Here is a 23,618-nt window from a genome sequence, read left to right on the forward strand (position 1 = left end):
CCCCACAGGGTGTGTCATTTCGATCATGGTCCGCCCGGAAATGCGGCGGCGACGGTGTCCCCGTCTCGGAAAACTTCCCTTTCGTCTCCACCTGTCACTAAGAGGCGCTCGCAATTCAGGGCGGAACGATCCGCCCATTTCCCGGAAGCAGAGACCACTCCCATGACGCATCTCGCCCGACCTGCGTTCCGGCCCCTGCTGCGCCTTCTCGGCACGACAGCCCTGGTCCCGGTGGCCCTCGCCCTGTGGCCCCCGGCCGCAGTGGCCCAGACGAGCCAGACCCAGACCCAGTCCGGCGACGCGGCCGGGAGCGCCAACGGCAACGGCACGACCGTTCTGCCGACGGTGAGCGTGCAGGGCGCCAGTCAGAACCCGCTGGGGCCGGTGGACGGCTATGTCGCCACGCGCAACCTGACCGGCAGCAAGACGGACACGCCCCTGATCGAGGTGCCGCAATCCGTCTCCGTGGTGACGCGCGACGCGATCGACCAGCGGCAGGCACAGAATCTCGGTGAGGCGCTGCGCTATTCCGCCGGCATCCGGCCGGAGCAGTACGGCTTCGATTCCCGGGCCGACTGGCTGCAGATCCGCGGCTTCGAGGCGACCGACACCAGCCAGTTCCTGAACGGGCTGCGATTCAACCCGGGCTACACGGCCGGCGTCTTCGAGACCTATGGGCTGGAGCGCTATGAGATCCTGCGCGGGCCCTCCTCCGTGCTCTACGGCCAGATGGCGCCGGGCGGCCTGATCAACATGGTGCAGCGCCATCCGACCGACACGGCGCAGGGCGAGGTGCGACTGACCGCCGGCACGCAGAACATCCGCCAGCTCGCCTTCAACACCAGCGGCCCGCTGACGGCGGATGGCCAGTGGAGCTACGCGCTCACCGGCGTCGGCCGCCTCGCCGACCTGGACGTGCAGAACAGCAACAACGACCGGCTCTTCGTCGCCCCGGCGCTGACCTGGAAACCCACCGGGGACACACGCTTCACGCTGCTGCCCTACTACCAGCGCGACCGGACCATCGGCGCCCAGTTCCTGCCCTATCTCGGCACCGTGCAGCGCAGCGCCTTCGGCCGCATCTCGCGCAGCCTCAACATTGGCGAGGACGGGTTCGACAAGTACGACCGCACGCAGTACGGCATCGGCTACGAGTTCGAGCACCGCTTCAACGACGTCTTCTCCTTCAGCCAGAACGCCCGCTACGCGCATGTCGGCGTGAACTGGAAGCAGGTCTATGGTGGCGGCCTCGTCGCGGGCAGCGAGCGGCTGCTGAACCGCTACGCCTATGACGAGCAGTACAGCTTCGACACCTTCCAGGTGGACAACCGCGGCCAGGCGCGCTTCGACACCGGCCCGCTGCAGCACACGGTGCTCGGCGGCTTCGACTACCAGCACACCAGCTACAAGAGCGTGGCGGCCTTCGCCGTCGCCAGCCCGCTCGACCTCTACGCGCCCGTCTATGGCAGCGGCATCCCGACCCTGGGCAGCCCGTACCAGAACCGGCTGCAGGGCATCGACCAGTACGGCCTCTATGGCCAGGACCAGATCCGCTACGGGCGCTTCGTGGCGACGCTGGGGGTCCGGCACGACTGGGTGGACACGAACACCAAGAACCGCGCCTTCGGCTTCACCAGCGAGAGCAAGGAGGACACCGACACCACCTGGCGGGCGGGCATCACCTACCTCGCCGAGAACGGCCTCGCACCTTACTTCTCCTACAGCACCTCCTTCCTGCCGCAGGCGGGCGGCTTCTCCCCGGCGCGCGGCAACGGCACCTTCGACCCCACCACCGGCGAGCAGTACGAGGTGGGCATCAAGTACCAGCCGAACGGGCTGAACAGCTTCGTCCAGGTCTCGGCCTTCCACATCACGCAGAGCCAGGTCCTGACCGCCGATCCGGACAACGCGCTGTACCAGGTGCAGACGGGCCGCATCCGCGTGCGCGGCGTGGAGGCCGAGGGCGTGGCCAGCCTGGGCAACGGGCTGAACCTGATCGGCTCGATCACCTATCTGGACCCGGAGATCACCCGCGACACGGTGGCAAGCAATGTCGGCAACCGGCCGCTCGGCGTCTCGAAGTTCACGGCCGGCCTCTATGCCGACTACAGCTTCGGCGAGGGCCGGGGCGCGATGAGCGGCGTGGGCCTGGGCGCCGGCGTGCGCTTCGTCGGCAACACCGCCGTGGACAACGCCAATTCGGCGGTGGTGCCCTCCGTGACGCTGTTCGACCTCGCGGCGCGCTACGACCTCGGGCAGCTCGCGCCGAACCTGAAGGGCTTCCAGGCGCTGCTGAACATCAACAACGTGGCCGACAAGCGCTACGTCGCCCGCTGCACCAGCGAGGCCTCGTGCTTCTACGGCAACAGCCGGACGATCCTCGGCTCGCTCGCCTACCGCTGGTAAGGTAGCCGGTGCTGCCCGCGGCGGCCGTGCTTCCCCGGCAGGGGCAGGCGGTCGCCGCCAGTCTCACTCCGCCAGCAGCCGGCGCAGCTTCCGCACCGCGCTGTCCGGCGTGGTCAGCACCGGGCGGCCCGTCGCGGCCGCCACGAGCGGCGCCGCCCTGGCCAGGCTGAACTGCGCCAGGGCGATCACGTCGCAATCCGCCAGTTCGCGCGATGCCTCGGCCGCGATCCTGTCATGCCGGTCCCGGTCGCCGGCATCCAGGGCGGCCAGGGCCCCTTCGGCCAGCACGGTCCTCAGCCCCGTCCCGGGCGGGAACTCGGCCGGCATGGAATCCAGGGTCGGCGCGAAGCTGGCCAGCAGCCCGATCCGGCCGCCGCCCCCGCCTCCATGGGCCACGGCCTCCTCGATCATCGCCTCGTTCGGCTTCAGCACCGGCATCGGCGCCAGTGCCTCCTGGCAGGCCTCGATGCAGGGGCCGAAGGCGGAGCAGGTGAAAAGGATGCCATCCGCCCCCGTTCCTGCGGCATAGCGCGCCAGGGTCAGGAAGCGCTCCGTCATGCGCGGCGTCAGCGCCCCCCCGGCGGCGAGATCGGCCGAGAGGCTGTCATCCAGCAGGTTCATCAGCCGTGCCTCGGGCCATAGCCGGGCGAAGGCGGCCTCGATCGGGGGCGGCGAATGCCGCAGGGCGTGGATCAGGGCGATACGCATGGCCGTGCAATCCTCCGGCGGCGACAGGCTGGGCGTGCAACAACTGTCGCAGCCTCCGGCCATCCGGCGATGGCCAGAAAACAATCGTTGCATCCATCCTGCTTCGATGCAACATTCGTTTCGTGACCAAGCCCGGCCCCATCGATGCGCTGCGACGCGCGCTGCCCGGCCTGCCGCCCCGGCTGCAGGATGCGGCGCGCTTTGTCGCCCGGCATGATTTCGACGCCGTGACCCGCTCGATGCGGGATCTCGCCGCCGCCGCCGGCACCAATCCGGCCACCTTCACCCGCTTGGCGCAGGCCCTCGGCTATCCCGGCTGGGAGCAATTGCGGGAGGCCATGGTGGAGGCGCGGCGCGGCGCGGCGGGCGCTCCCTTCTCGAAGCGCGTGCGCACGGCCCCGCGGCGCGACCAGCGGGAGGGCGCGGACACCTTCACCCTGCCGGCCGAGATGCTGGCCGCCGATGCCGCCGGGCTGCAACTGCTCGACCCCGCGCCGATCGCCGCCGCTGCCCGCGTCCTGCATGATGCACCGCGCGTCTGGGTGGCGGGCTTCCGTTCCTGCCGGGGCGTGGCGCAGCTCCTGCACTACCAGCTCCGCCTCTTCCGCCCCGGCGATGTCAGGCTGGTGGGCGGCGCGGGGCCGGAGGACCTGGACCTGGGCGCCTTCGCCCGTGGCGACGCCGTGGTGCTGGTCAGCTTCGCGCCCTATTCCCGCTCCATCGCGCTCACCGCCCGCATGGCGCGGGAGAATGGCTGTACCGCCATCGCCCTGGCCGACCGTGCCGATGCCCCGATGGCCGAGGGCGCGGCGCACTGCCTGCTCTTCGATGCCGATGCCGGCCCCGGCTTCTTTCCCAGCCTGACCGGCGCCTTCGCCACGGCCCAGGCCCTGGCCGCCGCCAGCTTCGCCCTGGGCGGGGAGGCGGCGCTGGTGCGTCTGCGCGAGACCGAGGCCCGGCTCGCTGCCCTCGCCGAATACGTCCCCGATCCGGAAACCCTGCGATGAACGCCGAAGCTCCCACGGCCACCCCGGTGGCCCCGCCCCGCCGCAGCCGCGTGCTGCACCGCTCCTCCCGCGCCACGCCGCCCGTCGCGGTCGGCGGCCATGGCGTCTGGCTGGTGGAGGAAGGCGGGCGCGAGGTGATCGACGCCTCGGGCGGCGCCGCCGTCTCCTGCCTCGGCCACCAGCATCCGCGTATCGTCGCGGCGATCAAACGGCAGGCGGACCGGCTCTGCTACGCCCATACCGGCTTCTTCTCCAACGAGCCCGCCGAGGCGCTGGCCGAGGAGTTGGTAGGGCATGAACCCGGCGGGCTGGCCCAGGCCTATTTCGTGTCCGGCGGCTCCGAGGCGGTGGAGGCCGCGATCAAGCTGGCCCGGCAGTATTTCCTGGAGATCGGGCAGGAGAAGCGGGTGCGCTTCATCGCCCGCCGCCAGAGCTATCACGGCAACACGCTGGGCGCGCTCTCGGCGGGGGGCAATGCCTGGCGCCGGGCGCCCTATGCGCCGCTGCTCTCGCCGGCCTTCAGCCATGTCTCGCCCGCCTTCAGCTATCGCGAGCAAAGCGCGGAGGAAGACGAGGCCGGCTATGTGGCGCGCCTCGCCGCCGAGCTGGAGGCGGAGTTCCAGCGCCTCGGCCCCGACACGGTGGCGGCGTTCATCGCGGAGCCGGTGGTCGGCGCCACGGCGGGCTGCGTGCCCGCCCCGGCCGGGTACTTCCAGGCGGTGCGCGCGGTCTGCGACCGCCACGGCGCGCTGCTGATCCTCGACGAGGTGATGAGCGGCATGGGCCGCACCGGCACCCGCCATGCCTGGGAGCAGGAGGGCATCGCCCCGGACATCCAGGCCATCGCCAAGGGGCTGGGCGGCGGCTACCAGGCGATCGGCGCGGTGCTGCTGTCCGGCCGTATCGCCGAGGCGGTGGAGAAGGGTTCCGGCGCCTTCCAGCACGGCCACACCTATCTCGCCCATCCCCTGGCCGCCGCTGCGGCGCTGGAGGTGCAGCGGGTGATCCGCGAGGACCGGCTGCTGGAGAACGTGGTCGCCATGGGCGAACGGCTGGAAAGCCGGCTGCTGGAGCGATTCGGCAACCATGCGCATGTCGGCGACATCCGGGGCCGGGGCCTGTTCCGCGCCATCGAGCTGGTCCAGGACCGTGCCACGAAGGCGCCCTTCGACCCGTCGAGGCAGCTCAATGCCCGCATCAAGCGCGAGGCCTTCGCGCGCGGCCTCGCCTGCTATCCGGGCGGCGGCACGGCGGATGGCCGCAGCGGTGACCATGTGCTGCTGGCGCCGCCCTATATCGTCTCCGCCGCCGAGATCGACCTGATCGTCGAACGTCTCGGCGAGGCGGTGGACGCCGCGCTCGACGCCACCCTGGCCAGCCTGCCAGGCTGAGCCTCCCAGCCACACGTTCCGGGACAATGCAGATGAAGAAAATTCTCCTCGCGGGCCTCGCCCTGCTCGGCCTCGGCGCCGCGCAGGCGGCCCATGCCGCCACGCTCGACACGGTGAAGCAGCGCGGCCAGCTGGTCTGCGGCGTCAGCACCGGCTTCGCCGGCTTCTCCCTGCCGGACAGCCAGGGCCAGTTCCGCGGCATCGACGCGGATTACTGCCGCGCCATCGCCGCCGCCGTGCTGGGCGATGCCACGAAGGTCCGCTTCACCGGGCTGACAGCGCAGAACCGCTTCACCGCGCTGCAATCGGGCGAGGTGGACGTGCTGCTGCGCAACTCCACCCAGACCTTCCTGCGCGACGCCACGATCGGCCTGCGCGCCGGGCCGGTGAACTTCTATGACGGCCAGGGCTTCGCGGTGAAGCGCGAGGCCGGCGTCAGCAAGGTGGCCGAGCTGAACGGCGCCACGGTCTGCGTCGCCCAGGGCACCACGCACGAGGTGACGCTGGGCGACTATGCCCGCGCCCACAACATCACCTTCCAGCCCGTGGTCTTCGAGCGGGTGGACACGATGTACCAGGCCTTCTTCTCCGGCCGCTGCGACGCCATGACGCAGGATGCCTCGGCGCTCGCCGGCGCCGTCGCCACCGCGCCCAAGCCGGACGACTACATGGTGCTGGCCGAGACCATCTCGAAGGAGCCGCTCGGCCCCTTCACCCGCAACGGCGACGACCAGTGGTCCACCATCGTCTCCTGGGTGCATTACGGGCTGATCGAGGCGGAGGAGCTGGGCGTCACCCAGGCCAATGCCGAAGCCCAGGCCAAGGGCGCCAACCCGACGGCGCAGCGCCTGCTGGGCGGCGCGGGCGAGTTCGGCTCGCGCATCGGCCTCGACAATGCCTGGATGCTGAACGCCATCAAGGCGGTGGGCAATTACGGCGAGGTCTTCGAGCGCAATGTCGGCGGCGGCAGCCAGCTCAAGCTGCAGCGGGGCCTGAACGGGCTCTGGAGCAAGGGCGGGCTGATGTACGCCATCCCCTTCCGCTGAGCCGCCGGACGGGCCGGCCCTTCCCCCGCCACGGGGAGGGGCCGGCCCTTTCCATGTCCACAGCCACCCCCCGCCGGGAGCCGCCGATGCAGCGCCGCAGCCTTCTCCGATCCGCCGCCCTCCTGCCGCTCACCGGCCTCGCCCGTCCGGCCCTGGCGCAGGCCCGGCGCGCGGGGACGCTGCGCTTCGTGCCGCAGGCCAACCTCACCGTGCTGGACCCGATCCTCACCACGGCGGGGGTGACGGCGGACCATGGCTATGCCGTCTTCGACACGCTCTATGGCACGGGCGCGGATTTCCGCCCGACGCCGCAGATGGCGGAGGGCCATGAGGTCTCGGCGGATGGCCGCGTCTGGACCATCCGGCTGCGCGAGGGGCTGCGCTTCCATGACGGGGAGCCGGTGCGCGCGGCGGACTGCGCCGCCAGCCTCGCGCGATGGAGCAAGCGGGACAGTTTCGGCCAGACCCTGGGCGCCGCCGTGGATGCCTGGGAAGCCCCGGGGGACCGCGAGCTGCGCATCCGGTTGAGCCGCCCCTTCCCGCGCCTGCTTTCGGCCCTGGCCTATGTCGGGCCGATCCCCGCCTTCATCATGCCGGAGCGGCTGGCGAAGACCGATCCCTACAAGCCGGTGACGGAGATGGTCGGCTCGGGCCCCTACCGCTTCCTGGCCGACGAGTTCGTCTCGGGGGCCCATGCCGCCTATGCGCGCTTCGACGGCTACCGGCCACGCGACGAGGCACCGGTGCTCAATGCCGGCGGCAAGCGGGCCTATTTCGAGCGCATCGAGTGGAAGATCATCCCGGATTCCTCCACGGCCGCCAGCGCGCTGCAGTCCGGCGAGGTGGACTGGTGGGAATTCGCCGATGCCGACCTGGTCCCCATGCTCGCCCGGGACCGCGCCATCCGGGTGCAGTCCTACGACCCGCTCGGCTTCATGGGCTTCCTGCGCTTCAACTCGCATGTGCCGCCCTTCGACAACGCGGCGCTGAAGCGGGTGGTCCTGGCGGCGGTGCAGCAGGCGGACTACATGGCGCTGGTCACGGGGGGCGACGACAAGGCCTGGAACACCGCCTACAGCATGTTCCCGCCCGGCCTGCCTTTCGTGAAGCCGGTCGGCACCGATGTGATGGGGGCGCCCAAGGACTTCGCGAAGCTGCGGCAGGCGGTGAAGGATGCCGGCTACGCGGGCGAGAAGGTGGTGATCCTGAGCCCGAGCGACATTCCTTCCCTCGCGCCCTTCGGCGACGTGACGGCCGAGATGCTTCGCCGGCTGGGCATGAACGTGGACCTGCAGGTCATGGACTGGGGCAGCGTGGTGCAGCGGCGCACCTCGCGGGAGCCGGTGGAGAAGGGTGGCTGGAGCCTGTTCCACACCACCTGGAAGAGCGGCTCGATCGCCAATCCGGCGCTGAACACCAACATCCGCGGCCAGGGGGCCTCCGGCTGGTTCGGCTGGTTCGAGAATGCGAGGATCGAGGCCCTGACACGGGAATGGCTGGAGGCGGCCAGCGACGACGAGCAGCAGCGCCTCTTCGATGCCATCCAGGCCGAGGCCTTCGACAAGGTGCCTGTCATTCCCCTGGGGCAGTTCCAGCAGAAGACGGCGCTGCGGGCGGAGCTGACCGGCGTGCTGCCTGGCCCCGCCGCCTTCCCCTGGAACATCCGGCGCGCCTGAAGGAGAGCATGGCCATGCGTATCGCGATCGGCGGAACCCACCAGGAATCCGTCAGCTTCCTACGGCTGCTGACGGAGCTGGCGGAGTTCCAGGCCACCGAGGCGGCGGGGCCGGAGCTGCTGACGCGCTTCCGCGGCACCAACACGCTCTGCAGCGGCTTCATCGAGGTCTGCGAGGCGGAAGGCGCCGAGATCCTGCCGATGGTCTATGCCGATGGCGGTGCCGCCGGGCCGGCCTCGGACGAGGCCTTCCTGCATTATGCCGACCGGATCTGCGCGACGCTGCAGCAGGCCGGACCGCTGGATGGCGTGCTCCTCGCCCTGCATGGCGCCATGACCACGCCGACGCGGCTCGATCCGGACCGGGAGCTCCTGGAGCGCGTGCGCGCGGTGGTCGGCCGGGATGTGCCCGTGGTGATCGGCCTGGACTACCATGCCAATATCGACCGCCACACGGTCGAGCTGGCGGATGCCGTCTTCGGCTACCACTACTCGCCGCACACCGACATCGCCGAGACCGGCGCCCGCGCCGCGCGCTGCCTGATGCGCATGCTGCGCGACGGGCTGCGCCCCGCCATGGCCTTCGACAAGCCGGGCGTCATGGTGCCGAGCATCTTCAGCGCCACGGGCCTCGCGCCGCTCTCGGAAATCGTCGGCGATTCTGTCGCCATGGCGGAGGACAGCCCCGGCTATCTCGATGTCTCCGTCTTCGCCGGCTTCTCCTATGCCGACGTCCCCAATTGCGGCTTCTCCGTCCTCGCCGTCTCGGACGATGCCGCGCGCGCGGAACACGCCGTCCGCACCCTGAGCCGCCGCATCCGCGACGCCCGCCATGAGCTGCTGCACGGGGATCTCGTGCTGGGCATCGAGGAAGGCGTCGATCGCGCCATCGCCCTCGCCGCGGGGGCCGACCGGCCGGTGGTGCTGCTGGAACACGCCGACCGCTGCAACGACAGCACCTATCTGCTGCGCGCTCTCCTGGAACGGAAGGCGAAGCGCGCGGCCGTGCCCTATATCTGGGATGCGAAGGCCGCCGCCGCCTGCCTCGCGGCAGGTGCCGGGGCCGAGGTGACGCTGGATGTCGGCGGCCATTCCTCCGAGCGCGCCGGCGGTCCGGTGCGGCTGACCGGACGCGTCACCTGGGTGGGGGAGAAGACGTACCGCACCACCGGCGCCTACATGCATGGCAAGCTGGTGCAGCTCGGCACCGCGGCGGTGCTGGATGTGGACGGACTGATGGTCAGCCTGGTCAGCCGCCCCACCCTGACGGTGGACGAGGACGTCTTCACCCAGTTCGGCATGCGGACGCGAGACTTCGGCATCATCGTGCTGCGCTCGAAGACGCATTTCCGTGCCGCCTATGAGCCCATCGCCGAGGCGATCCTGATCGTGGACACGCCCGACTGGGGCCCGGCGGACCTGACCACCCTGCCCTACCGCCAGGTGCCGCGGGAGCGCGTCTTTCCCTTCAGCGACCTGCCGGACTGAGGGCGGAGCGCGTCCGGCCTGGCCCCGTGCCGCCTTGCATCCGGCGGCGCGGGGGGCCATCACGGGCATGTCCCGGCCGGCGGCGACCTCCGGCCCCATCCCCTGGAAGGGAGACCGGCCATGGCCATCCTGAAGATCGCCCGCATGGGCCATCCCGTGCTGCTGGAACGCTGCGAGCCCGTGCCCGATCCGGGCGCACCGGAGATCCGCCGTCTCGTGCGGGACATGTTCGAGACGATGGAGGACGCGCCGGGCGCGGGCCTCGCCGCGCCGCAGGTGCATGTGCCGCTGCGCCTCTTCGTCTTCCGCGTCCTGCCGTCCCGCAGCAGCGGCGCGCCGGATGACACGGTGGTCGGCAACACGGTCCTGATCAACCCGGTGGTGGAGCCGATCGGCGAGGAGACGCATCTGCGCTGGGAAGGCTGCCTTTCCATCCCTGGCCTGCGCGCCGCCGTGCCACGCTTCCGGCGGGTCCGCTACACCGGCACGGATTGCGACGGCCGCACCGTCGCGGCCGAGGTGGAGGGTTTCCATGCCGGCGTCGTCCAGCACGAGAACGACCATCTGGATGGCATCCTCTATCCGATGCGGATGACGGATTTCGGCCTGATGGGCTTCAACGAAGAGATCGCGCGCTTCTCGGACCAGCCGGGCGCCGCGCCGCCCACGGCCCGCGGGTAGTCCGTCAGGCGGGGCGGCGGTTCAGGGCGCGGTTTCCGGCTGGGCGGCGAGCAGGCCGGTGATGGCGGCGGCGATCTGCTCCACGGTGACGGGCTTGCGCAGGATGGCGAAGGGGCCGCCCGCCCTCGCTTCCGCCAGATCGTCTTCCGCGGCCTCGCCGGCGAAGCCGGTGACCAGGAGGACGCCCAGCCCCGGCCGCCGCAACCGGGCCCGGCGCGCCAGTTCCAGCCCGTTCATGCCGGGCATGGCCAGATCGGTGACCAGCAGTTCCGCCCGTGGCAGCGCCGGGGAGACCAGCGCCTCGGCACCGCTGCCGGCCGTGCCGACGCGGAAGCCGCTTTCCGCCAGCGCATCCGACAGGAGTTCGCGGAGCGCGGCCTCGTCCTCCACCAGCAGCACGGAACGTTTCCCGCCCACTCCGGTGCCGTGCCCCCCTGGACCGTTCCCGGGGGCCAGGGCGTCAGGCACGGCTCTGGCCTGTGCGGCCGGAGCGGCATGGGGTGGGCCGGCGGCCGCCTCCTCCCGGACCGGCAGGGGCAGCCAGAGCGTGACCACGGTGCCCCGGCCCGGGGTGCTGGCGATCAGGAGGGCGCCGCCGGACTGCTCCGCGAACCCCTTGGCCATGGACAGGCCGAGGCCGGTGCCCTGTCCCTTCGGCTTGGTGGTGAAGAAAGGCTCCGTCGCCCGCGACAGCGTCTCCGCGTCCATGCCGTTCCCCGTATCGGAGACGGCCAGGCGCAGATAGGACACGGCCGCCGGCGCCGGGGCGGGTGCCTGTCCGACGCCATTCCCATCGCCACCCCGGGGAGCCGCGAGCAGCGGCGGCCCCTCGCCTTCCGGGGCGCGCGAGGCGGCAAAGCGGAGCGTCCCGCCCTCGGGCATCGCATCCCGCGCATTGGTGGCCAGGTTGATCAGTACCGCCTCCAGCTGCGAACGGTCCGCGCGCAGCACCGGCAGGCCGGGCTCCGCCTCCACCAGGATGCGCAGGCCGGGGCCCAGCGTATGCCGCAGGATCTCCATGAGGTCGGCGAGCAGGGCCTCGACCGCCACGCTCTCGCTGCGCAGCTCGTCCTTGCGGGCGAAGGCGAGCAGGCGGCGCGTCACGGCCGCCCCACGCTCCGCGGCCTCGCCCATCATCCCCGCCAGCTTCGCCACCGCCTGTGGGTCGCCGGCACGGCGGCGGATCAGGTTCGCGCCCCCGGCGATGGCCTGCAGCACGTTGTTGAAGTCATGCGCCACGCCGCCGGCGAGCTGTCCCAGCGCCTCCAGCTTCTGCGCCTGCCGCAGCTGCTCCTCGGCACTGCGCCGCCCGCGTTCCGCCGCCTCGCGCGCCGCCATGGCCTCCGCCATCCGGGCATAGAGGCGGAAGCGCCCGGCGACGAAGCTGGCGATGAGCAGGAGCGCCACGGCGATCAGCACCGCCGAGGCGATCAGGATGCCGGCATCGATGCGCCAGCGGGCCAGCACCGCCTGCGTGGTCCGGCTGATGCTGATCACCACGGGCTGGGTCTGCAGCCGGGTGGCGGCCACGATGCGGTGCCGGCCATCCATCAGGCTGGACAGTTCCATCACCCGCCGCTCCCCCGGCTGCATGCCCATCACCAGCTCCGGGCTCCGCATGCCGGCGGGAAGCGGCGGATGGCGCAGCAGCAGGGCCCCGTCGTCACGCCACAAGGCGATCCCCGTGTCCTTGGGCATCTGCAGATCGGCATAGAGGCGCTCGAAGTAGTGCAGGTTCATGGCCCCGAGCACCAGCCCCAGGAACTGCCCCTCCGCCGAGGAGATCCGGCGGGCCAGATAGATGGTCGGGCTGCCATTCCCCCGGTTCTCGACCGGCAGGCCGACGAAGGTCAGCCGCGACGGGTCGGTGCTCAGCACCCTGAAGTAGTCGCGGTCGGCGACGTTGACCGGAGGCACCGGCTGGTAGCGGGAGAAGTTCAGCAGCCTCCCGTCCCGGGCGATGACCGTCACGGCATCGAGCTGCGGGATGCCCGAGATCCGTGCCACCAGCATCCCGAAGACCTCCGGCGCCGTGGCCCGGTCGTTGAATTCCTCGGCGTTCTGCAGCCGGCCGTCCCGCAGGTCCTCGGCCACGCCGTTCACGACCAGCTCCACGCTCTGCAGGGCGCGGTCGGACTGTTCCGCCAGCAGGGTATCCAGCGCGGCCAGGTTCGCCTGCGCCGTCATCAGGGTGCTGGTGCGCAGATGCATCGCGGCCAGCGCGGCACCGGCCAGGATGGCGATCGCCACCAGCAGCCCGGCCAGGCGAACGAAGCGGACCATGCCGCCGGGCCGGCCGGGAAAGGAGGCCGGCCTCTTCAAGCCCGGCTCCACGCGCCGCCGGGATGGCCGGGCGGCATGGCGCGCCCCGGCCGGCCCGGGCGCGAGACCGGGCCTGCGCCGCTCCGTGTCACGGCTCGCCCTTCCCCCCGTCATATTGCTTCTGCGCGGCCATGCACGCAGCATCCCGCTTAGGCGCCGGTCCTGCAACCGCGTTGATGGCGGGGGCGCATGACAGGGCGTTCATCCCCCCGGCCCGAACCGCCGCGACGCCGCGCCATCGGACCAGGCCTGGGCGGCGCGGGCTTCCGGACGACGGCCCCCCCTATTCCTGCTCCTGCGCCGCATGGGCGGCGATGTAGCCGCGAAGCGCCCCGGCGGCGTTGAGCATATGCGCCCGCATGCAGCGCGCCGCCTCCTCGCCATCCCCCCGCGCGATCGCTGCCATCACCTGCCCATGCTCCTCGCGCGAGCGGTGGATGCGGTCGCCGTGGCGAAGCTGCGTGCGCCGGAAGGCCGCCAGCCGGCCGCGCAGCGCCATGGCCTGCTCGGCCAGGAAGGCGTTGTGCGTGGCGCGGTAGATGGCGTCGTGGAAATCCCGGTTGAAGCCGTCATAGGCATCGACGTCGCCACGCCGCACCATCTCCGCCGAGGCCTCGTGCAGGTCCATCAGCCGGCTGCGTTCCAGCGGCGTCATGCGATAGGTGGCGAGGCGGACGCAGAGCGCCTCCATCTCCGCCGAGGCCTCGAACATGTCCATGATCCGCGTCGCGGTCACGCGGGTCACGACCACGCCCCGGCGCGGGCGCAGTTCCACCAGACCGCTCACCGCGAGTTGCCGCAGCGCCTCCCGCACAGGGGTGCGGGAGGCGCCGAAACGGTCGGCGAGGAGCTGTTCGTCCAGCGCCGTGCCGGCGGCCAGGGCACCGGAGGCGATCTCGTCGGTCAGCGCGTTGCGGATGCGCTCGGACAGGAGAATCCGCTCTTCCGACAATGCCTCCACCGGCTCCAGCACCGATTTCGCCTCCATGCCATCCATGATTCAGCCGCCCATCAGGGCCCGGACGGCCAGATAGAGCACGGATGGCGCCACGAGGCAGCCCAGGCCGGTGTGGAAGGTGGCGGTCAGCGCGCCATAGGGCACCAGCCGCGGGTCCGTGGCGGCGAGGCCGCCGGTGACGCCGCTCACCGTGCCCATCAGCCCGCCGAAGGCCATGGCGGAGCGCGGATTGTCCAGGCCGATGAAACGGGCGACGAAGGGCGTGCCGATCATCACCAGCACCGCCTTGAGCACGCCGGTGGCGATGGAGAGCGCGATCACCGCCGAATCCGCGCCCAGCGCGGCGCCGGTCACCGGGCCGACGATATAGGTGATCGCCCCGGCGCCGATGGTGGTGAGGCTGACCGCATCCGTGTAGCCGAAGGCCAGCGCGACGCAGACGCCGAAGATGAAGGGCAGCACCGTGCCCAGGCCGAGCGCGACGACGCCCAGCAGCCCGGCCTTGCGCGCCTCGATCACGTCCACCTCGAAGGCGGTGGCGACGATGGCGAAGTCGCGCAGCATGGCGCCCCCCATCAGCCCGATCCCGGCGAAGACGGGCAGGTCGGCGATGCCCTTCTGCCCGCCGGTGGCCAGACCGCCGGCATAGGCCAGCACCAGGCCGATCACGATGGCGATGGCGGAGCCATGGACGCGGCCCAGCGTCAGGTGGCGGGAGATCAGGTAGGAGACCCACATCACCGCGCCGACCAGGGCGAAGGCGGTGACGAGGCTCTGCTCGACGAAGAGGTGGCGCAGGCTCTCAGGCATGGTGGCCACCCTCCGTCTTGAGCGGGGCGAAGCGGCCATCGGCATCGCGCGGCCGCCCGATCCGGCTGAGCAGCGCCGTGGCGGCAAGGCAGACCACCGTCGCGCCGACGCCCGCGACCAACACCAGCGGTCCGCCGCGCAGCGCGGTCACCACGTTCTGCTGCGCCGCCATGGCCACCACGATGGGGATGTACATGGTGGCCCAGAACTCGACGCCGAGCTTCAGCCCGTGGGTGAGCTTGCCGCGCCTCGCCAGCCAGAGCCGGGCGGCGATCAGCAGCATCATGGCGAGGCCGACCCCGCCGACATTGGCCTTCACGCCGAGCATGAAGCCCAGCAGGTCCCCCAGGTAGACGCCAGCCAGGGTGCAGACCGCGAGCAGGGCGACGCCGAAGATGGTCATGGGTGCCCCCCGGACAGGGTGGGGCGAGAGGCAGAGGGCAGCGACATGGGGCCGGAATCCTTCCTGGATGTTCCCGAGATTGCGGACCGGTCTGGCGCCGGCCTGGGTTCAAGTATGCAGAACGCCGATCAGGAAGCAACAAAGTATGCAATGAGGCCGAAACAAACTTGTCCTGTACACGGTTATCCGGATGGGCCACTCTGCCATCCGAAGAGCTGGAAGGCGGCGCCGATCATGGCCGCCCGGTCCGACAAGCCTGGGAGGGAAGGCATGGCCCAATGGCGCCAGGAACAGGAAGCGCGGGAGGCCCGCATCGCCGCGGGGGCGCCCCTGGCCGATGGCAAGGTCGTGCCCGCTGGCAGGGCGGGCGCCCTGCTGGAGGCGGTGCTGCGCCCCGGCGACCGCGTCTGCCTGGAGGGGGACAACCAGAAGCAGGCGGACCTGCTGGCCCGTGCCCTGGCCGGGCTCGATCCGGACAAGGTGCATGACCTGCACATGGTGCAGTCGGGCGTGGTGCTGCCCGAGCATCTGGACATCTTCGAGACGGGCATCGCCCGGCGGCTGGACTTCGCCTATTCCGGCCCGCAATCGGCGCGCATCGCCCGGATGCTCTATGGCGGGCAGATCGCGCTGGGCGCGGTGCACACCTATCTGGAGCTCTTCGCCCGCTACTTCATCGACCTGACGCCACATGTGGCGCTGATCGCGGCGGTGAGCGCGGATCGCGAGGGCAACCTCTACACGGGGCCCAACACCGAGGACACGCCGACCGTGGTGGAGGCGACGGCCTTCAAGAACGGCGTGGTGGTGGCGCAGGTGAACGAGGTGGTGGACAAGGTGCCCCGCGTCGACATCCCCGGCGACCGCGTGCATTTCGTGGTGGAGGCGGGCAGGCCCTTCTATGTCGAGCCGCTCTTCACCCGCGACCCGGGCGCCATCACCGAGACGCAGATCCTCACCGCCATGCTGGCGCTCAAGGGGATCTATGCCGAATACGGCGTGCGCCGGCTGAACCACGGCATCGGCTTCAACACCGCCGCCATCGAGCTGCTGCTGCCGACCTATGGCGAGCGCCTGGGCCTCAAGGGCAAGGTCGCCACCCACTGGGCGCTGAACCCTCATCCCACGCTGATCCCCGCCATCGAGAGCGGCTGGGTGGAGCAGGTGCACTGCTTCGGCTCCGAGGTCGGGATGGACCGCTACATCTCGGCGCGGCCCGACATCTTCTTCACCGGCGCGGACGGCTCGCTGCGCTCCAACCGCGCCTTCTGCCAGACCGCGGGCCTCTATGCCTGCGACATGTTCATCGGCTCCACGCTGCAGATCGACCTGGAGGGGCATTCCTCCACCGTCACCCAGTCGCGCATCGCGGGCTTCGGCGGCGCGCCGAACATGGGCTCCGACGCGCGCGGGCGGCGCCATCCCAGCGAGCCCTGGCTGCGCGCGGGGCGGGAGGCCGATCCGGACGGCGCCGCCGCGCTGCGGCGCGGGCGCAAGCTGGTGGTGCAGATCGGCGAGACCTTCGGCGACAAGAACGCGCCGCTCTTCGTGGAGCAGCTCGACGCGCTGCTGCTGGCGGACAAGCTGAAGCTCGATCTGGCGCCGGTCATGGTCTATGCCGACGACGTCACGCATATCGTCACCGAGGAAGGCATCGCCAATCTGCTGCTCTGCCGCGACCGGGACGAGCGCGAGCAGGCGATCCGCGGCGTCGCGGGCTATACCCCGCTCGGGCGCGGGCGCGATGCGAGGCTGGTGGAGCGGCTGCGCGAGCGCGGCGTGATCCGGCGGCCGGAGGATCTGGGCATCGACCCGCTGGATGCCGATCGCGGCCTGCTGGCGGCGCGCTCGATCAAGGACCTCGCGCATTGGTCAGGCGGGCTCTACCAGCCGCCCGCGCGTTTCCGGAACTGGTGAGGAGACGATCCCATGGAGAACCTGACCTTCCGCCACCAGGCCGCGAAGCCGGCCGGCGGCACGCGGAAGACGGCGATCGCCGGCGTGGTCGCGTCCGGCAATCTCGAAGTGCTAGCGGAGCGCGTGCTGCCCGGCACGGAATGCGTGGTGGAGATCGCCACCGCCGCGCATGGCTTTGCTCCGGTCTGGGAGGCGGTGGTGGCGGATTTCGTTGCGCGCCGCTCACCCGGCGGCCTGCGCCTCTCGGTGAATGACGGCGGCGCGCGGCCCGACACGGTGGCGCTGCGGCTGGCCCAGGCGCAACGCCTGATCGAGGAGGATGCGCCGTGAGCCTCGACCTTCTCAAGGCGAGCTGGTACGAGGCCAGCGCCCGCCAGCGCCTCCAGGGGCTGCTGGACCCTGGCAGCTTCACCGAGTTCCTCGGCCCCGAGACGCGCGAACTGAGCCCGCATCTGCCGCTCTTCGACCTGCCGCGCCAGTTCGACGACGGCATGGTGGCGGGCGCTGGGCGGATCGAGGGGCAGCCCGTCCTGGTGGCGGCACAGGAAGGCCGCTTCATGGGCGGTGCCTTCGGCGAGGTGCATGGCGCCAAGCTGACCGGCCTGCTGCGCGCCGCGTGCGAGATGGGGGCGGCGGGCCGCGTGCTGATCCTCTTCGACACGGGCGGCGTGCGGCTGCAGGAGGCCAATGCCGGCGAGCTTGCCATTGCCGAGATCATGCGTGCGCTGCTGGAGGCCCGCGCCGCCGGGGCGCGCGTGGTGGGGCTGATCGGCGGGCGCAACGGCTGCTATGGCGGCGGCGGGCTGATCGCCGGCTGCTGCTCGCGCCTCGTCGTCTCGGAACAGGGGCGCATCAGCGTTTCCGGCCCGGAGGTGATCGAGACCAACAAGGGCGTCGAGGAATTCGATTCCCGCGACCGGCCGCTGATCTGGCGCACCATGGGCGGCAAGCACCGCCGGTTGCTGGGCGGCGCGGATGCCTATTGCGCCGACACGATGGGGGCGTTCCGCGAGGCCGCGTTGCAGGCGCTGGACGCGGCAGGCGGCTTCGGCCTCGCCGCGATGCAGGCGGAGCAGAAGCGGCTGGAGGCGCGCCTGCAACGCTTCGGCAACAGCACCGATGCGCGCGAGATCTGGCACGCCCTGGGGGCCGAGGCGCCGGACAGCGTGCCCGACCTGGACGACAAGGCTTTCGCGGACCTCGCCACCCGTATCGCGGAGAGCGCCGATGACGCCCGCTGATATCCTCGCCTCCCTCTTCCCCGCCGGCCATGCGGTGCGGATCGGCGAGGACGGGCTGATTGCCGGCGGCGGCACGCTGCCGGATGGACAGGAGGCCGTGGTGATCGGCGTGGCGCGCCGCGCGGCGCTGGGGGTGGAGGGGGCGCTGGCGCTCTCCGGCCATGTCCTCGCGGCGCTGGAACGCGGCGGCAACGGTCCGGTGCTGGTGCTGGTGGACAGCGACAGCCAGCGCATGAGCCGGCGCGACGAGCTGCTCGGGCTGAATGAGTTCCTCGCGCATCTGGCGAAGTGCCTTGTCCTCGCCGATCTGCGCGGGCGGCCGACGATCGGCCTGCTCTACGGCCATACGGCGGCGGGCGCCTTTATCGCCACGGCGCTGGCGACGCGCGTGCTGGTGGCGCTGCCGGGCGCGGAACCCGCGGTGATGGACCTGCCCTCCATGGCGCGCGTGACCAAGCTGCCGCTGGAGGTGCTGCAGGAGAAGGCGAAGTCCACCCCGGTCTTCGCGCCCGGCCTGGACAACCTCGCCCGGACCGGCGCGGTGCTGGAAAGCTGGGACCCGGCGGCATCCCTGGCAGACCAGCTCCAGGCCCTGCTGGCACGCGGCCTGCCGGAACGTGACACGCGCGCCGCGCTCGGCCAGGAACGCGGCGGCCGCCCCAAGGCGGCGGAGATCGCGGCACGGGTGCGGGAACTGGCCCTGCGCCATGGCTGAGAAGGCGCCGCGCCACGCCCTGCTGCAGGTCTCGCCCGCGGGCTGGGCCGCCGTGCTGGAAACGCGGCCGGAATGGCGGGCGGAACCGCTCCTCGCCCACTGGGCGGAGCGCGGCTGGCCGCTGGTGGCGCGGCGGCGCGGCGAATGCGAGGCCGGCGGCGGGATCGCGGCGGGGCTGCCGCTGCCGCCCAGTGCGGGCAAGCGGCGCATCGCCGTGCTGCTGCCCGGGGAGGCGGTCATGGAGATCCGTTCGCCTCTGCCCCTGGCCGAAGCCCTGCCCGCCGCACCACCGGGCTGGCGGCCCGTGCTGGAGGCGCTGCTCGCCCTGGGCGTCGAACACGGCGTCACCCCGCGCGTCTTCGGCAGCCTGGCCTGGGCGGCTTTGACGGGGCTGGACTATCTCGGTCCCGCCTCCGATCTCGACCTGCTCTGGCCGGCGCTGCCGCCGCCCCGGATGGAGGGGCTGCTCGCCGCCCTGGCGGGGATCGAGGACCGGGCGCCGATGCGGCTGGATGGCGAGGTGCTGCGGCCCGATGGCAGCGGCGCGAACTGGCGCGAGCTCCAGGCCGGCGGCGCGGAGATCCTGGTGAAAGGAGCCGACGGCGTGGCGCTGCATCCGCGCGCGGGTTTCCTCGGCGTGGTGGAGGCCGCGTGAGTTTCATCCGTCCCCTGCCTTATGCGCTCCGGGCCGAAGCCGCGCGGATCGGCAGCCTCGCCGCGCACTGCCTGGTCCTGGAGGTCGAGACCTGGCCTAAGCCCGGCTTGGTCAGCCATCTGGACAATGGCAGCCACACGGACATGGACGCGGACAGCTTCCGGCGCAGCGCGGCGGCGATCGAGCCCTTCCTCGCGCGCCTTGCCATCGCCGGCATCGAGGGCGCCACCATGCCCCGGCTGCGCGCCATCGGGCTGGAAGCGGAGCGGGCCATGCTGTTCGCCACGGGCGGGGTGAACACGCATCGCGGTGCGATCTTCGGCCTGGGCCTGCTCTGCGCCGCCGCCGGAGCCCGGCTGGCGGGCGCGAGCGGTACGCTGGGCGAGGTGGTGGAGCGCCTCTGGGGCGAGGAGATCCTCGGCACGCCCTCCGCCCCCGACAGCCATGGCGGCTGTGCCGCCCGCCGCTATGGCGCGGGTGGCGCGCGGCGGGAGGCGGCGGAGGGTTTCCCCACCCTCTACCGCACCGGCCTGCCCGCCCTGAGGCACGGCGCGCTGCTGGCGTCGGGAGATGACGAGGCGGCGCGCGTCCAGTCCTGCTTCGCCCTGATCGCCACGCTGGGCGACACCAACCTGCTGCACCGTGGCGGGGCGGAGGGCCTGGCCTTCGCGCAGGAAGCCACCCGTGGCTTCCTGGCCGCCGGTGGCGTGGGCCGGCCGGGCTGGCGCGCGGCGGCGGCGGCGATCAGTGCGGCATTCGTGGCCCGGCGCCTCAGCCCCGGCGGCTCGGCCGACCTGTTGGCCATGAGCCTTTTTCTGCGGGCGATGGGGGCGTGACCCTCGCCCTGCTCTGCCCCGGCCAAGGCACGCAGCATGCCGGGATGTTCGCGCTAACCGGGGCGGCACCGGAGGCGGCGCCAGTCTTCGCCGCCGCCACGGCGCTTCTGGGCGAGGACCCACGCCATCTCGTTCAGCGGGCGGATGCCGCCACCCTGCACGGGAACCGGATGGCGCAGATCCTGTGCGGCACGCAGCAGCTCGCTGCCTTCCTGGCTCTGCGCGGGGCATTGGGGGGACGGCTGATCCTGGCCGGCTACAGCCTCGGCGAGGTGTCCGCCTGGGGCTGCGCCGGGCTGCTGCCGCCGGAACGGGTGCTGCCACTGATCGCACGCCGGGCCGCAGTCATGGACGGTGCCGGTGCCCCGGGGCAGGGGCTGGCCTATATCCGTGGCCTGGAGCGCCAGCGGGTCGAGGCCCTCTGCGCCGAACACGGCGCGGCCCTGGCCATCGTCAATCCGGGGCTGCTGCATGTGGTTGGCGGGCCGGATGCCGCCCTGGCCACACTGTGCGACGCCGCCCGCGCGGCGGGTGCGCTGCGGGCCGAACCCCTGCCCGTCCATGTCGCCTCCCATACGCATTTCCTGGCCGGTGCCGTCGCCCCCTTCCGCACCGCCATCGGGGAAGCGCAGCCCGCGAAGCGCCCGGCGCCTGGATGCCGTCTGCTGAGCGGCATCGACGCCGCCCCGGTGCTCGACGGGGCCCAGGGCGCGGAGAAGCTGGCGGCGCAACTGGCGCGGACCATCGAATGGGCGGCCTGCCTGCAAGCCTGTGCCGAGGCCGGGGCCAGCGCCTTCCTGGAACTCGGCCCCGGCCGTGCCCTCGGGGCCATGGCGGCGGAGGCCTGCCCCGGCATCCCCGCCCGCAGCCTGGAGGATTTCCGGAGCCTCGACGGGGTGCGGCACTGGCTGGCGGGGTTCGCCGTCTGACGGATGGGCAGTGCCGCCGGAAGACAGTCGGGACACATACGCGATGTCACTTGCCGGACAGCCCGGTGACAGGCCGAACGACATCGTTTCAACTTTGCTATTACTTTTTCTTTACTTCAAGAATGCTCCCGCATGTCCAGGGTGATTCGCGCCATTAGCCCTTCCGGAACCCTACCTGCCGGCCGGAACGCCACCATCTGAGCTGATGTGGTCGGCAATATCTTGTATGGAAAAGAAAATTTCGGGTCGGCCCGACATCGAACGGCAGCGGCTCAACGTTGACAGCGCCTATCGCCGCAAGTCCTTGCGAGGGGATTTACTTGGGCATACGCTGTCGCGAATCAATAAACCTGCTGGAAACGTTCAATGAACAAGCTGACATCTCCACAATTCCGGGATTATTGCAGCAGTTTCATACTACTCGCGCTCGGCCTTGCCTCGGCCTACCACGCACAGAGCTACCAGATCGGCAGCTTCACCCGCATGGGGCCGGGCTTCTTCCCGCTGGCCCTCGGGCTGATCCTCGCCCTCACGGGCGCCATGCTCCTGGGCGCCACCTTCCTGCGGAAAATGGACCCGGCCGAAGCCCGGGGCAAACTCGTGCGGCTGCCCGCGGAATGGCGCGGCTGGATCTGCATCTGCCTCTCCGTCGTCGCCTTCGCGGTGCTCGGCGAGGAGACCGGACTGGTGCCCGCGACCTTCGCCTGCGTGTTCATCGCAGCCCTCGGCGACCGCGAGAACCGGCTGCACGAGGTCCTCCTGCTCGCCGCCGGCGTCACCATCGCGGGTGTCCTTGTCTTCTGGTGGGGCCTCGGCATTCTCTTCCCGCTCTTCAGCCGGAATTTCCTCTGATGTGGCAGTCCCTGCAGGATCTCGGCTTCGGCTTCGGCCTGGCCCTCGAACCCTATAACCTGTTCTGGTGCTTCGTCGGCGTCCTGGTCGGCAACCTGATCGGCGTGCTGCCGGGCACGGGCGCGCTGACCGCCATCTCGATGCTGATGCCGCTGACCTATCCCATGCAGCCGGTTCCCGCGATCATGATGCTGGCGGGCATCTTCTACGGCTCCCAGTATGGCGGGGCGATCGGGGCCATCCTGCTGAACCTGCCCTCGCATCCGCCGCATGCTGTCACCTGCCTCGACGGCTATCCGATGACGCAGAAGGGCAAGGGCGGCACGGCGCTCGGCCTGACCATGATGTCCTCCTTCTTCGCCGCCTCCTTCGGCATCCTGGTCATGATCTTCGCCTCGCCGCTGCTGGTCACGGTGGCCTTCAAGTTCGGGCCGACCGAGCTCTTCTCGATCATGCTGCTCGGGCTGATCGCGGGCTCCACCATGTCCCGCGGCTCGCCGATCAAGGGCTTCGCCATGACGGTGATCGGCCTGCTGATCAGCACCATCGGCACCGACGTGCAGACGGGCACGCAGCGCTTCACCTTCGGCATGCCGCAGCTCACCGATGGGATCGAGCTGGTCTCCATCGCCATGGGCGTCTTCGGCATCGCCGACTTCCTGCGGCACGTGAACCGCATGAAGCACATCAACAGCCCCGGTTCCGTGAGCCTGCGGGACATGCGGCCCAGCCGCGCCGAGGCCCGCGAGGCCTTCTTCCCCATGCTGCGCGGCACCCTGGTCGGCACGCTGTTCGGCGCCATGCCGGGCACCGGGCCGACCATCACCACCTTCATCGCCTATGCGCTGGAACAGAAGGTCTCCCGCACGCCGCAGAAGTTCGGCACCGGCATGATCGCCGGCGTGGCGGCGCCCGAGGCGGCCTCGCATTCCAAGACCCAGGTGGATTTCATCCCGACCATGAGCCTGGGCATCCCGGGCGACGCGGTGATGGCCCTGCTGCTGGGCGCGCTGCTGATCCATGGCATCCAGCCCGGCCCGCGCCTGCTGACCGAGCATCCGGATGTCTTCTGGGGGCTGATCGCCAGCTTCTGGGTCGGCAACGTCATGCTGATGGTGCTCAACGTGCCGCTGATCGGGGTCTGGGTGAAGCTGCTCCAGGTCCCCTACCGCTTCCTCTTCCCCGCCGCGATCTTCTTCATCGCGATCGGCGCCTATTCCGTGAACAACGACATCTTCGCGGTCTACGAGGTCCTGGCCTTCGGCATCTTCGGCGCGGTCTTCATGGCGCTGGACTTCCCCATCGCCCCGATCCTGCTGGGCTATGTGCTGGGACCGATGGTGGAGGAGAACTTCCGGCGCTCCATGCTTCTCTCGCGCGGGCAGATCTCGACCTTCGTCACGCATCCGATCAGCGGCACGATCCTGGGCATCATCGTGCTGCTCCTGGCCGCGCAGGCCTTCTTCGCCATCCGCAAGCGTATGGGCAAGGGCGGGGATCCCCTGCCCATCCCGCCCTCCGACGTGGTGGCGTGATGGACAGGGCGGGAGGGGACATCCCCTCCCGCTCCGGTGTGCC

Annotated in this window: 21 protein-coding genes; 16 read left to right on the forward strand and 5 right to left on the reverse strand. The window is 71.1% G+C overall.

What is annotated here, in order from left to right:
• Positions 1-162: 162 nt before the first annotated feature.
• Positions 163-2,406, forward strand: coding sequence for a TonB-dependent siderophore receptor (locus RGI145_RS15680; RefSeq protein WP_075799084.1), 2,244 nt, complete (start codon positions 163-165; stop codon positions 2,404-2,406).
• Positions 2,407-2,469: 63 nt separating this feature from the next.
• Here the strand turns inward: RGI145_RS15680 and RGI145_RS15685 are convergent, their stop codons facing one another.
• Positions 2,470-3,114, reverse strand: a complete 645-nt coding sequence (locus RGI145_RS15685) for an aspartate/glutamate racemase family protein (RefSeq protein WP_075799085.1) — start codon at positions 3,112-3,114, stop codon at positions 2,470-2,472.
• A 122-nt stretch (positions 3,115-3,236) separates the two neighbouring features.
• Between RGI145_RS15685 and RGI145_RS15690 the strand changes: the two genes are divergently transcribed.
• The 6 genes from RGI145_RS15690 to def all read left to right on the forward strand — a co-directional run bounded on the left by RGI145_RS15690 (position 3,237) and on the right by def (position 10,402).
• Positions 3,237-4,121 carry a MurR/RpiR family transcriptional regulator gene (locus RGI145_RS15690; protein ID WP_237183095.1) on the forward strand — a complete coding sequence of 295 codons (885 nt, stop codon included), beginning with the start codon at positions 3,237-3,239 and terminating at the stop codon, positions 4,119-4,121.
• Entirely contained in the window at positions 4,118-5,512 is a 1,395-nt protein-coding gene (locus RGI145_RS15695) for an aspartate aminotransferase family protein (RefSeq protein ID WP_075799086.1), read from the forward strand. The genes RGI145_RS15690 and RGI145_RS15695 overlap by 4 nt, the downstream gene beginning before the upstream one ends.
• A 32-nt stretch (positions 5,513-5,544) precedes the next feature.
• Entirely contained in the window at positions 5,545-6,558 is a 1,014-nt protein-coding gene (locus tag RGI145_RS15700) for an amino acid ABC transporter substrate-binding protein (protein ID WP_156878566.1), read from the forward strand.
• Between the two features lie 86 nt (positions 6,559-6,644).
• Positions 6,645-8,234 carry an ABC transporter substrate-binding protein gene (locus RGI145_RS15705; protein ID WP_075799088.1) on the forward strand — a complete coding sequence of 530 codons (1,590 nt, stop codon included), beginning with the start codon at positions 6,645-6,647 and terminating at the stop codon, positions 8,232-8,234.
• Positions 8,235-8,248: 14 nt separating this feature from the next.
• On the forward strand, positions 8,249-9,721 hold the full coding sequence (locus RGI145_RS15710) for a M81 family metallopeptidase (RefSeq protein ID WP_083670817.1): 1,473 nt from the start codon (positions 8,249-8,251) through the stop codon (positions 9,719-9,721).
• A 120-nt stretch (positions 9,722-9,841) separates the two neighbouring features.
• Positions 9,842-10,402: a peptide deformylase gene (gene def, locus RGI145_RS15715; RefSeq protein WP_075799090.1), complete on the forward strand. Its 561-nt coding sequence runs from the start codon at positions 9,842-9,844 to the stop codon at positions 10,400-10,402.
• A gap of 21 nt (positions 10,403-10,423) precedes the next feature.
• Here the strand turns inward: def and RGI145_RS15720 are convergent, their stop codons facing one another.
• The 4 genes from RGI145_RS15720 to madL form a co-directional block, all read right to left on the reverse strand.
• The gene (locus RGI145_RS15720; protein WP_083670820.1) at positions 10,424-12,724 is read right to left on the reverse strand and encodes a hybrid sensor histidine kinase/response regulator; all 2,301 of its coding nucleotides are present in this window, start codon (positions 12,722-12,724) and stop codon (positions 10,424-10,426) included.
• Positions 12,725-13,007: 283 nt separating this feature from the next.
• Positions 13,008-13,721 (reverse strand): GntR family transcriptional regulator, encoded by a 714-nt coding sequence (locus RGI145_RS15725; RefSeq protein WP_208863881.1) that lies wholly within the window; start codon positions 13,719-13,721, stop codon positions 13,008-13,010.
• Positions 13,722-13,724: 3 nt separating this feature from the next.
• Positions 13,725-14,492 (reverse strand): malonate transporter subunit MadM, encoded by a 768-nt coding sequence (madM, locus tag RGI145_RS15730; protein WP_075799091.1) that lies wholly within the window; start codon positions 14,490-14,492, stop codon positions 13,725-13,727.
• The gene (gene madL / locus RGI145_RS15735; RefSeq protein ID WP_075799092.1) at positions 14,485-14,895 is read right to left on the reverse strand and encodes a malonate transporter subunit MadL; all 411 of its coding nucleotides are present in this window, start codon (positions 14,893-14,895) and stop codon (positions 14,485-14,487) included. Before madL ends, madM begins: the two co-directional genes overlap by 8 nt.
• A 270-nt stretch (positions 14,896-15,165) precedes the next feature.
• On the opposite strand from madL, the gene mdcA reads away from it, so the two are divergent.
• The 9 genes from mdcA (at position 15,166) to RGI145_RS15780 (ending at position 23,575) form a co-directional block, all read left to right on the forward strand.
• Positions 15,166-16,812, forward strand: a complete 1,647-nt coding sequence (mdcA, locus tag RGI145_RS15740; RefSeq protein ID WP_075799093.1) for a malonate decarboxylase subunit alpha — start codon at positions 15,166-15,168, stop codon at positions 16,810-16,812.
• Positions 16,813-16,824: 12 nt separating this feature from the next.
• Entirely contained in the window at positions 16,825-17,142 is a 318-nt protein-coding gene (mdcC, locus tag RGI145_RS15745) for a malonate decarboxylase acyl carrier protein (protein ID WP_075799094.1), read from the forward strand.
• Positions 17,139-18,053 (forward strand): biotin-independent malonate decarboxylase subunit beta, encoded by a 915-nt coding sequence (locus tag RGI145_RS15750; protein ID WP_075799095.1) that lies wholly within the window; start codon positions 17,139-17,141, stop codon positions 18,051-18,053. The genes mdcC and RGI145_RS15750 overlap by 4 nt, the downstream gene beginning before the upstream one ends.
• Positions 18,040-18,768 carry a biotin-independent malonate decarboxylase subunit gamma gene (gene mdcE / locus RGI145_RS15755; RefSeq protein WP_075799096.1) on the forward strand — a complete coding sequence of 243 codons (729 nt, stop codon included), beginning with the start codon at positions 18,040-18,042 and terminating at the stop codon, positions 18,766-18,768. The genes RGI145_RS15750 and mdcE overlap by 14 nt, the downstream gene beginning before the upstream one ends.
• Positions 18,761-19,423, forward strand: coding sequence for a malonate decarboxylase holo-[acyl-carrier-protein] synthase (gene mdcG, locus RGI145_RS15760; RefSeq protein ID WP_075799097.1), 663 nt, complete (start codon positions 18,761-18,763; stop codon positions 19,421-19,423). The genes mdcE and mdcG overlap by 8 nt, the downstream gene beginning before the upstream one ends.
• Positions 19,420-20,259, forward strand: coding sequence for a triphosphoribosyl-dephospho-CoA synthase MdcB (gene mdcB, locus RGI145_RS15765; RefSeq protein ID WP_075799098.1), 840 nt, complete (start codon positions 19,420-19,422; stop codon positions 20,257-20,259). The genes mdcG and mdcB overlap by 4 nt, the downstream gene beginning before the upstream one ends.
• Positions 20,256-21,188: an acyltransferase domain-containing protein gene (locus RGI145_RS15770; protein ID WP_075799099.1), complete on the forward strand. Its 933-nt coding sequence runs from the start codon at positions 20,256-20,258 to the stop codon at positions 21,186-21,188. The genes mdcB and RGI145_RS15770 overlap by 4 nt, the downstream gene beginning before the upstream one ends.
• Positions 21,189-21,554: 366 nt before the next feature.
• A complete protein-coding gene (locus RGI145_RS15775) occupies positions 21,555-22,040 on the forward strand; it encodes a tripartite tricarboxylate transporter TctB family protein (protein ID WP_075799100.1) in 486 nt (161 codons plus the stop codon).
• The gene (locus tag RGI145_RS15780; protein ID WP_208863882.1) at positions 22,040-23,575 is read left to right on the forward strand and encodes a tripartite tricarboxylate transporter permease; all 1,536 of its coding nucleotides are present in this window, start codon (positions 22,040-22,042) and stop codon (positions 23,573-23,575) included. The genes RGI145_RS15775 and RGI145_RS15780 overlap by 1 nt, the downstream gene beginning before the upstream one ends.
• Positions 23,576-23,618: the final 43 nt, after the last annotated feature.

Origin of the sequence: Roseomonas gilardii (assembly GCF_001941945.1) — a bacterium.
In the GTDB taxonomy this organism is placed as follows: Bacteria; Pseudomonadota; Alphaproteobacteria; order Acetobacterales; family Acetobacteraceae; genus Roseomonas.

Excerpts from the sequence above, each read along its gene's own strand:
- RGI145_RS15680 (WP_075799084.1), top strand. The coding sequence starts at position 163 with ATGACGCATCTCGCCCGACCTGCGTTCCGGCCCCTGCTGCGCCTTCTC.
- RGI145_RS15685 (WP_075799085.1), bottom strand. The coding sequence starts at position 3,114 with ATGCGTATCGCCCTGATCCACGCCCTGCGGCATTCGCCGCCCCCGATC.
- RGI145_RS15695 (WP_075799086.1), top strand. The coding sequence starts at position 4,118 with ATGAACGCCGAAGCTCCCACGGCCACCCCGGTGGCCCCGCCCCGCCGC.
- RGI145_RS15700 (WP_156878566.1), top strand. The coding sequence starts at position 5,545 with ATGAAGAAAATTCTCCTCGCGGGCCTCGCCCTGCTCGGCCTCGGCGCC.
- RGI145_RS15705 (WP_075799088.1), top strand. The coding sequence starts at position 6,645 with ATGCAGCGCCGCAGCCTTCTCCGATCCGCCGCCCTCCTGCCGCTCACC.
- RGI145_RS15710 (WP_083670817.1), top strand. The coding sequence starts at position 8,249 with ATGCGTATCGCGATCGGCGGAACCCACCAGGAATCCGTCAGCTTCCTA.
- def (WP_075799090.1), top strand. The coding sequence starts at position 9,842 with ATGGCCATCCTGAAGATCGCCCGCATGGGCCATCCCGTGCTGCTGGAA.
- RGI145_RS15725 (WP_208863881.1), bottom strand. The coding sequence starts at position 13,721 with ATGGATGGCATGGAGGCGAAATCGGTGCTGGAGCCGGTGGAGGCATTG.
- madM (WP_075799091.1), bottom strand. The coding sequence starts at position 14,492 with ATGCCTGAGAGCCTGCGCCACCTCTTCGTCGAGCAGAGCCTCGTCACC.
- madL (WP_075799092.1), bottom strand. The coding sequence starts at position 14,895 with ATGACCATCTTCGGCGTCGCCCTGCTCGCGGTCTGCACCCTGGCTGGC.
- mdcA (WP_075799093.1), top strand. The coding sequence starts at position 15,166 with ATGGCCCAATGGCGCCAGGAACAGGAAGCGCGGGAGGCCCGCATCGCC.
- mdcC (WP_075799094.1), top strand. The coding sequence starts at position 16,825 with ATGGAGAACCTGACCTTCCGCCACCAGGCCGCGAAGCCGGCCGGCGGC.
- mdcE (WP_075799096.1), top strand. The coding sequence starts at position 18,040 with ATGACGCCCGCTGATATCCTCGCCTCCCTCTTCCCCGCCGGCCATGCG.
- mdcG (WP_075799097.1), top strand. The coding sequence starts at position 18,761 with ATGGCTGAGAAGGCGCCGCGCCACGCCCTGCTGCAGGTCTCGCCCGCG.
- RGI145_RS15775 (WP_075799100.1), top strand. The coding sequence starts at position 21,555 with ATGAACAAGCTGACATCTCCACAATTCCGGGATTATTGCAGCAGTTTC.
- RGI145_RS15780 (WP_208863882.1), top strand. The coding sequence starts at position 22,040 with ATGTGGCAGTCCCTGCAGGATCTCGGCTTCGGCTTCGGCCTGGCCCTC.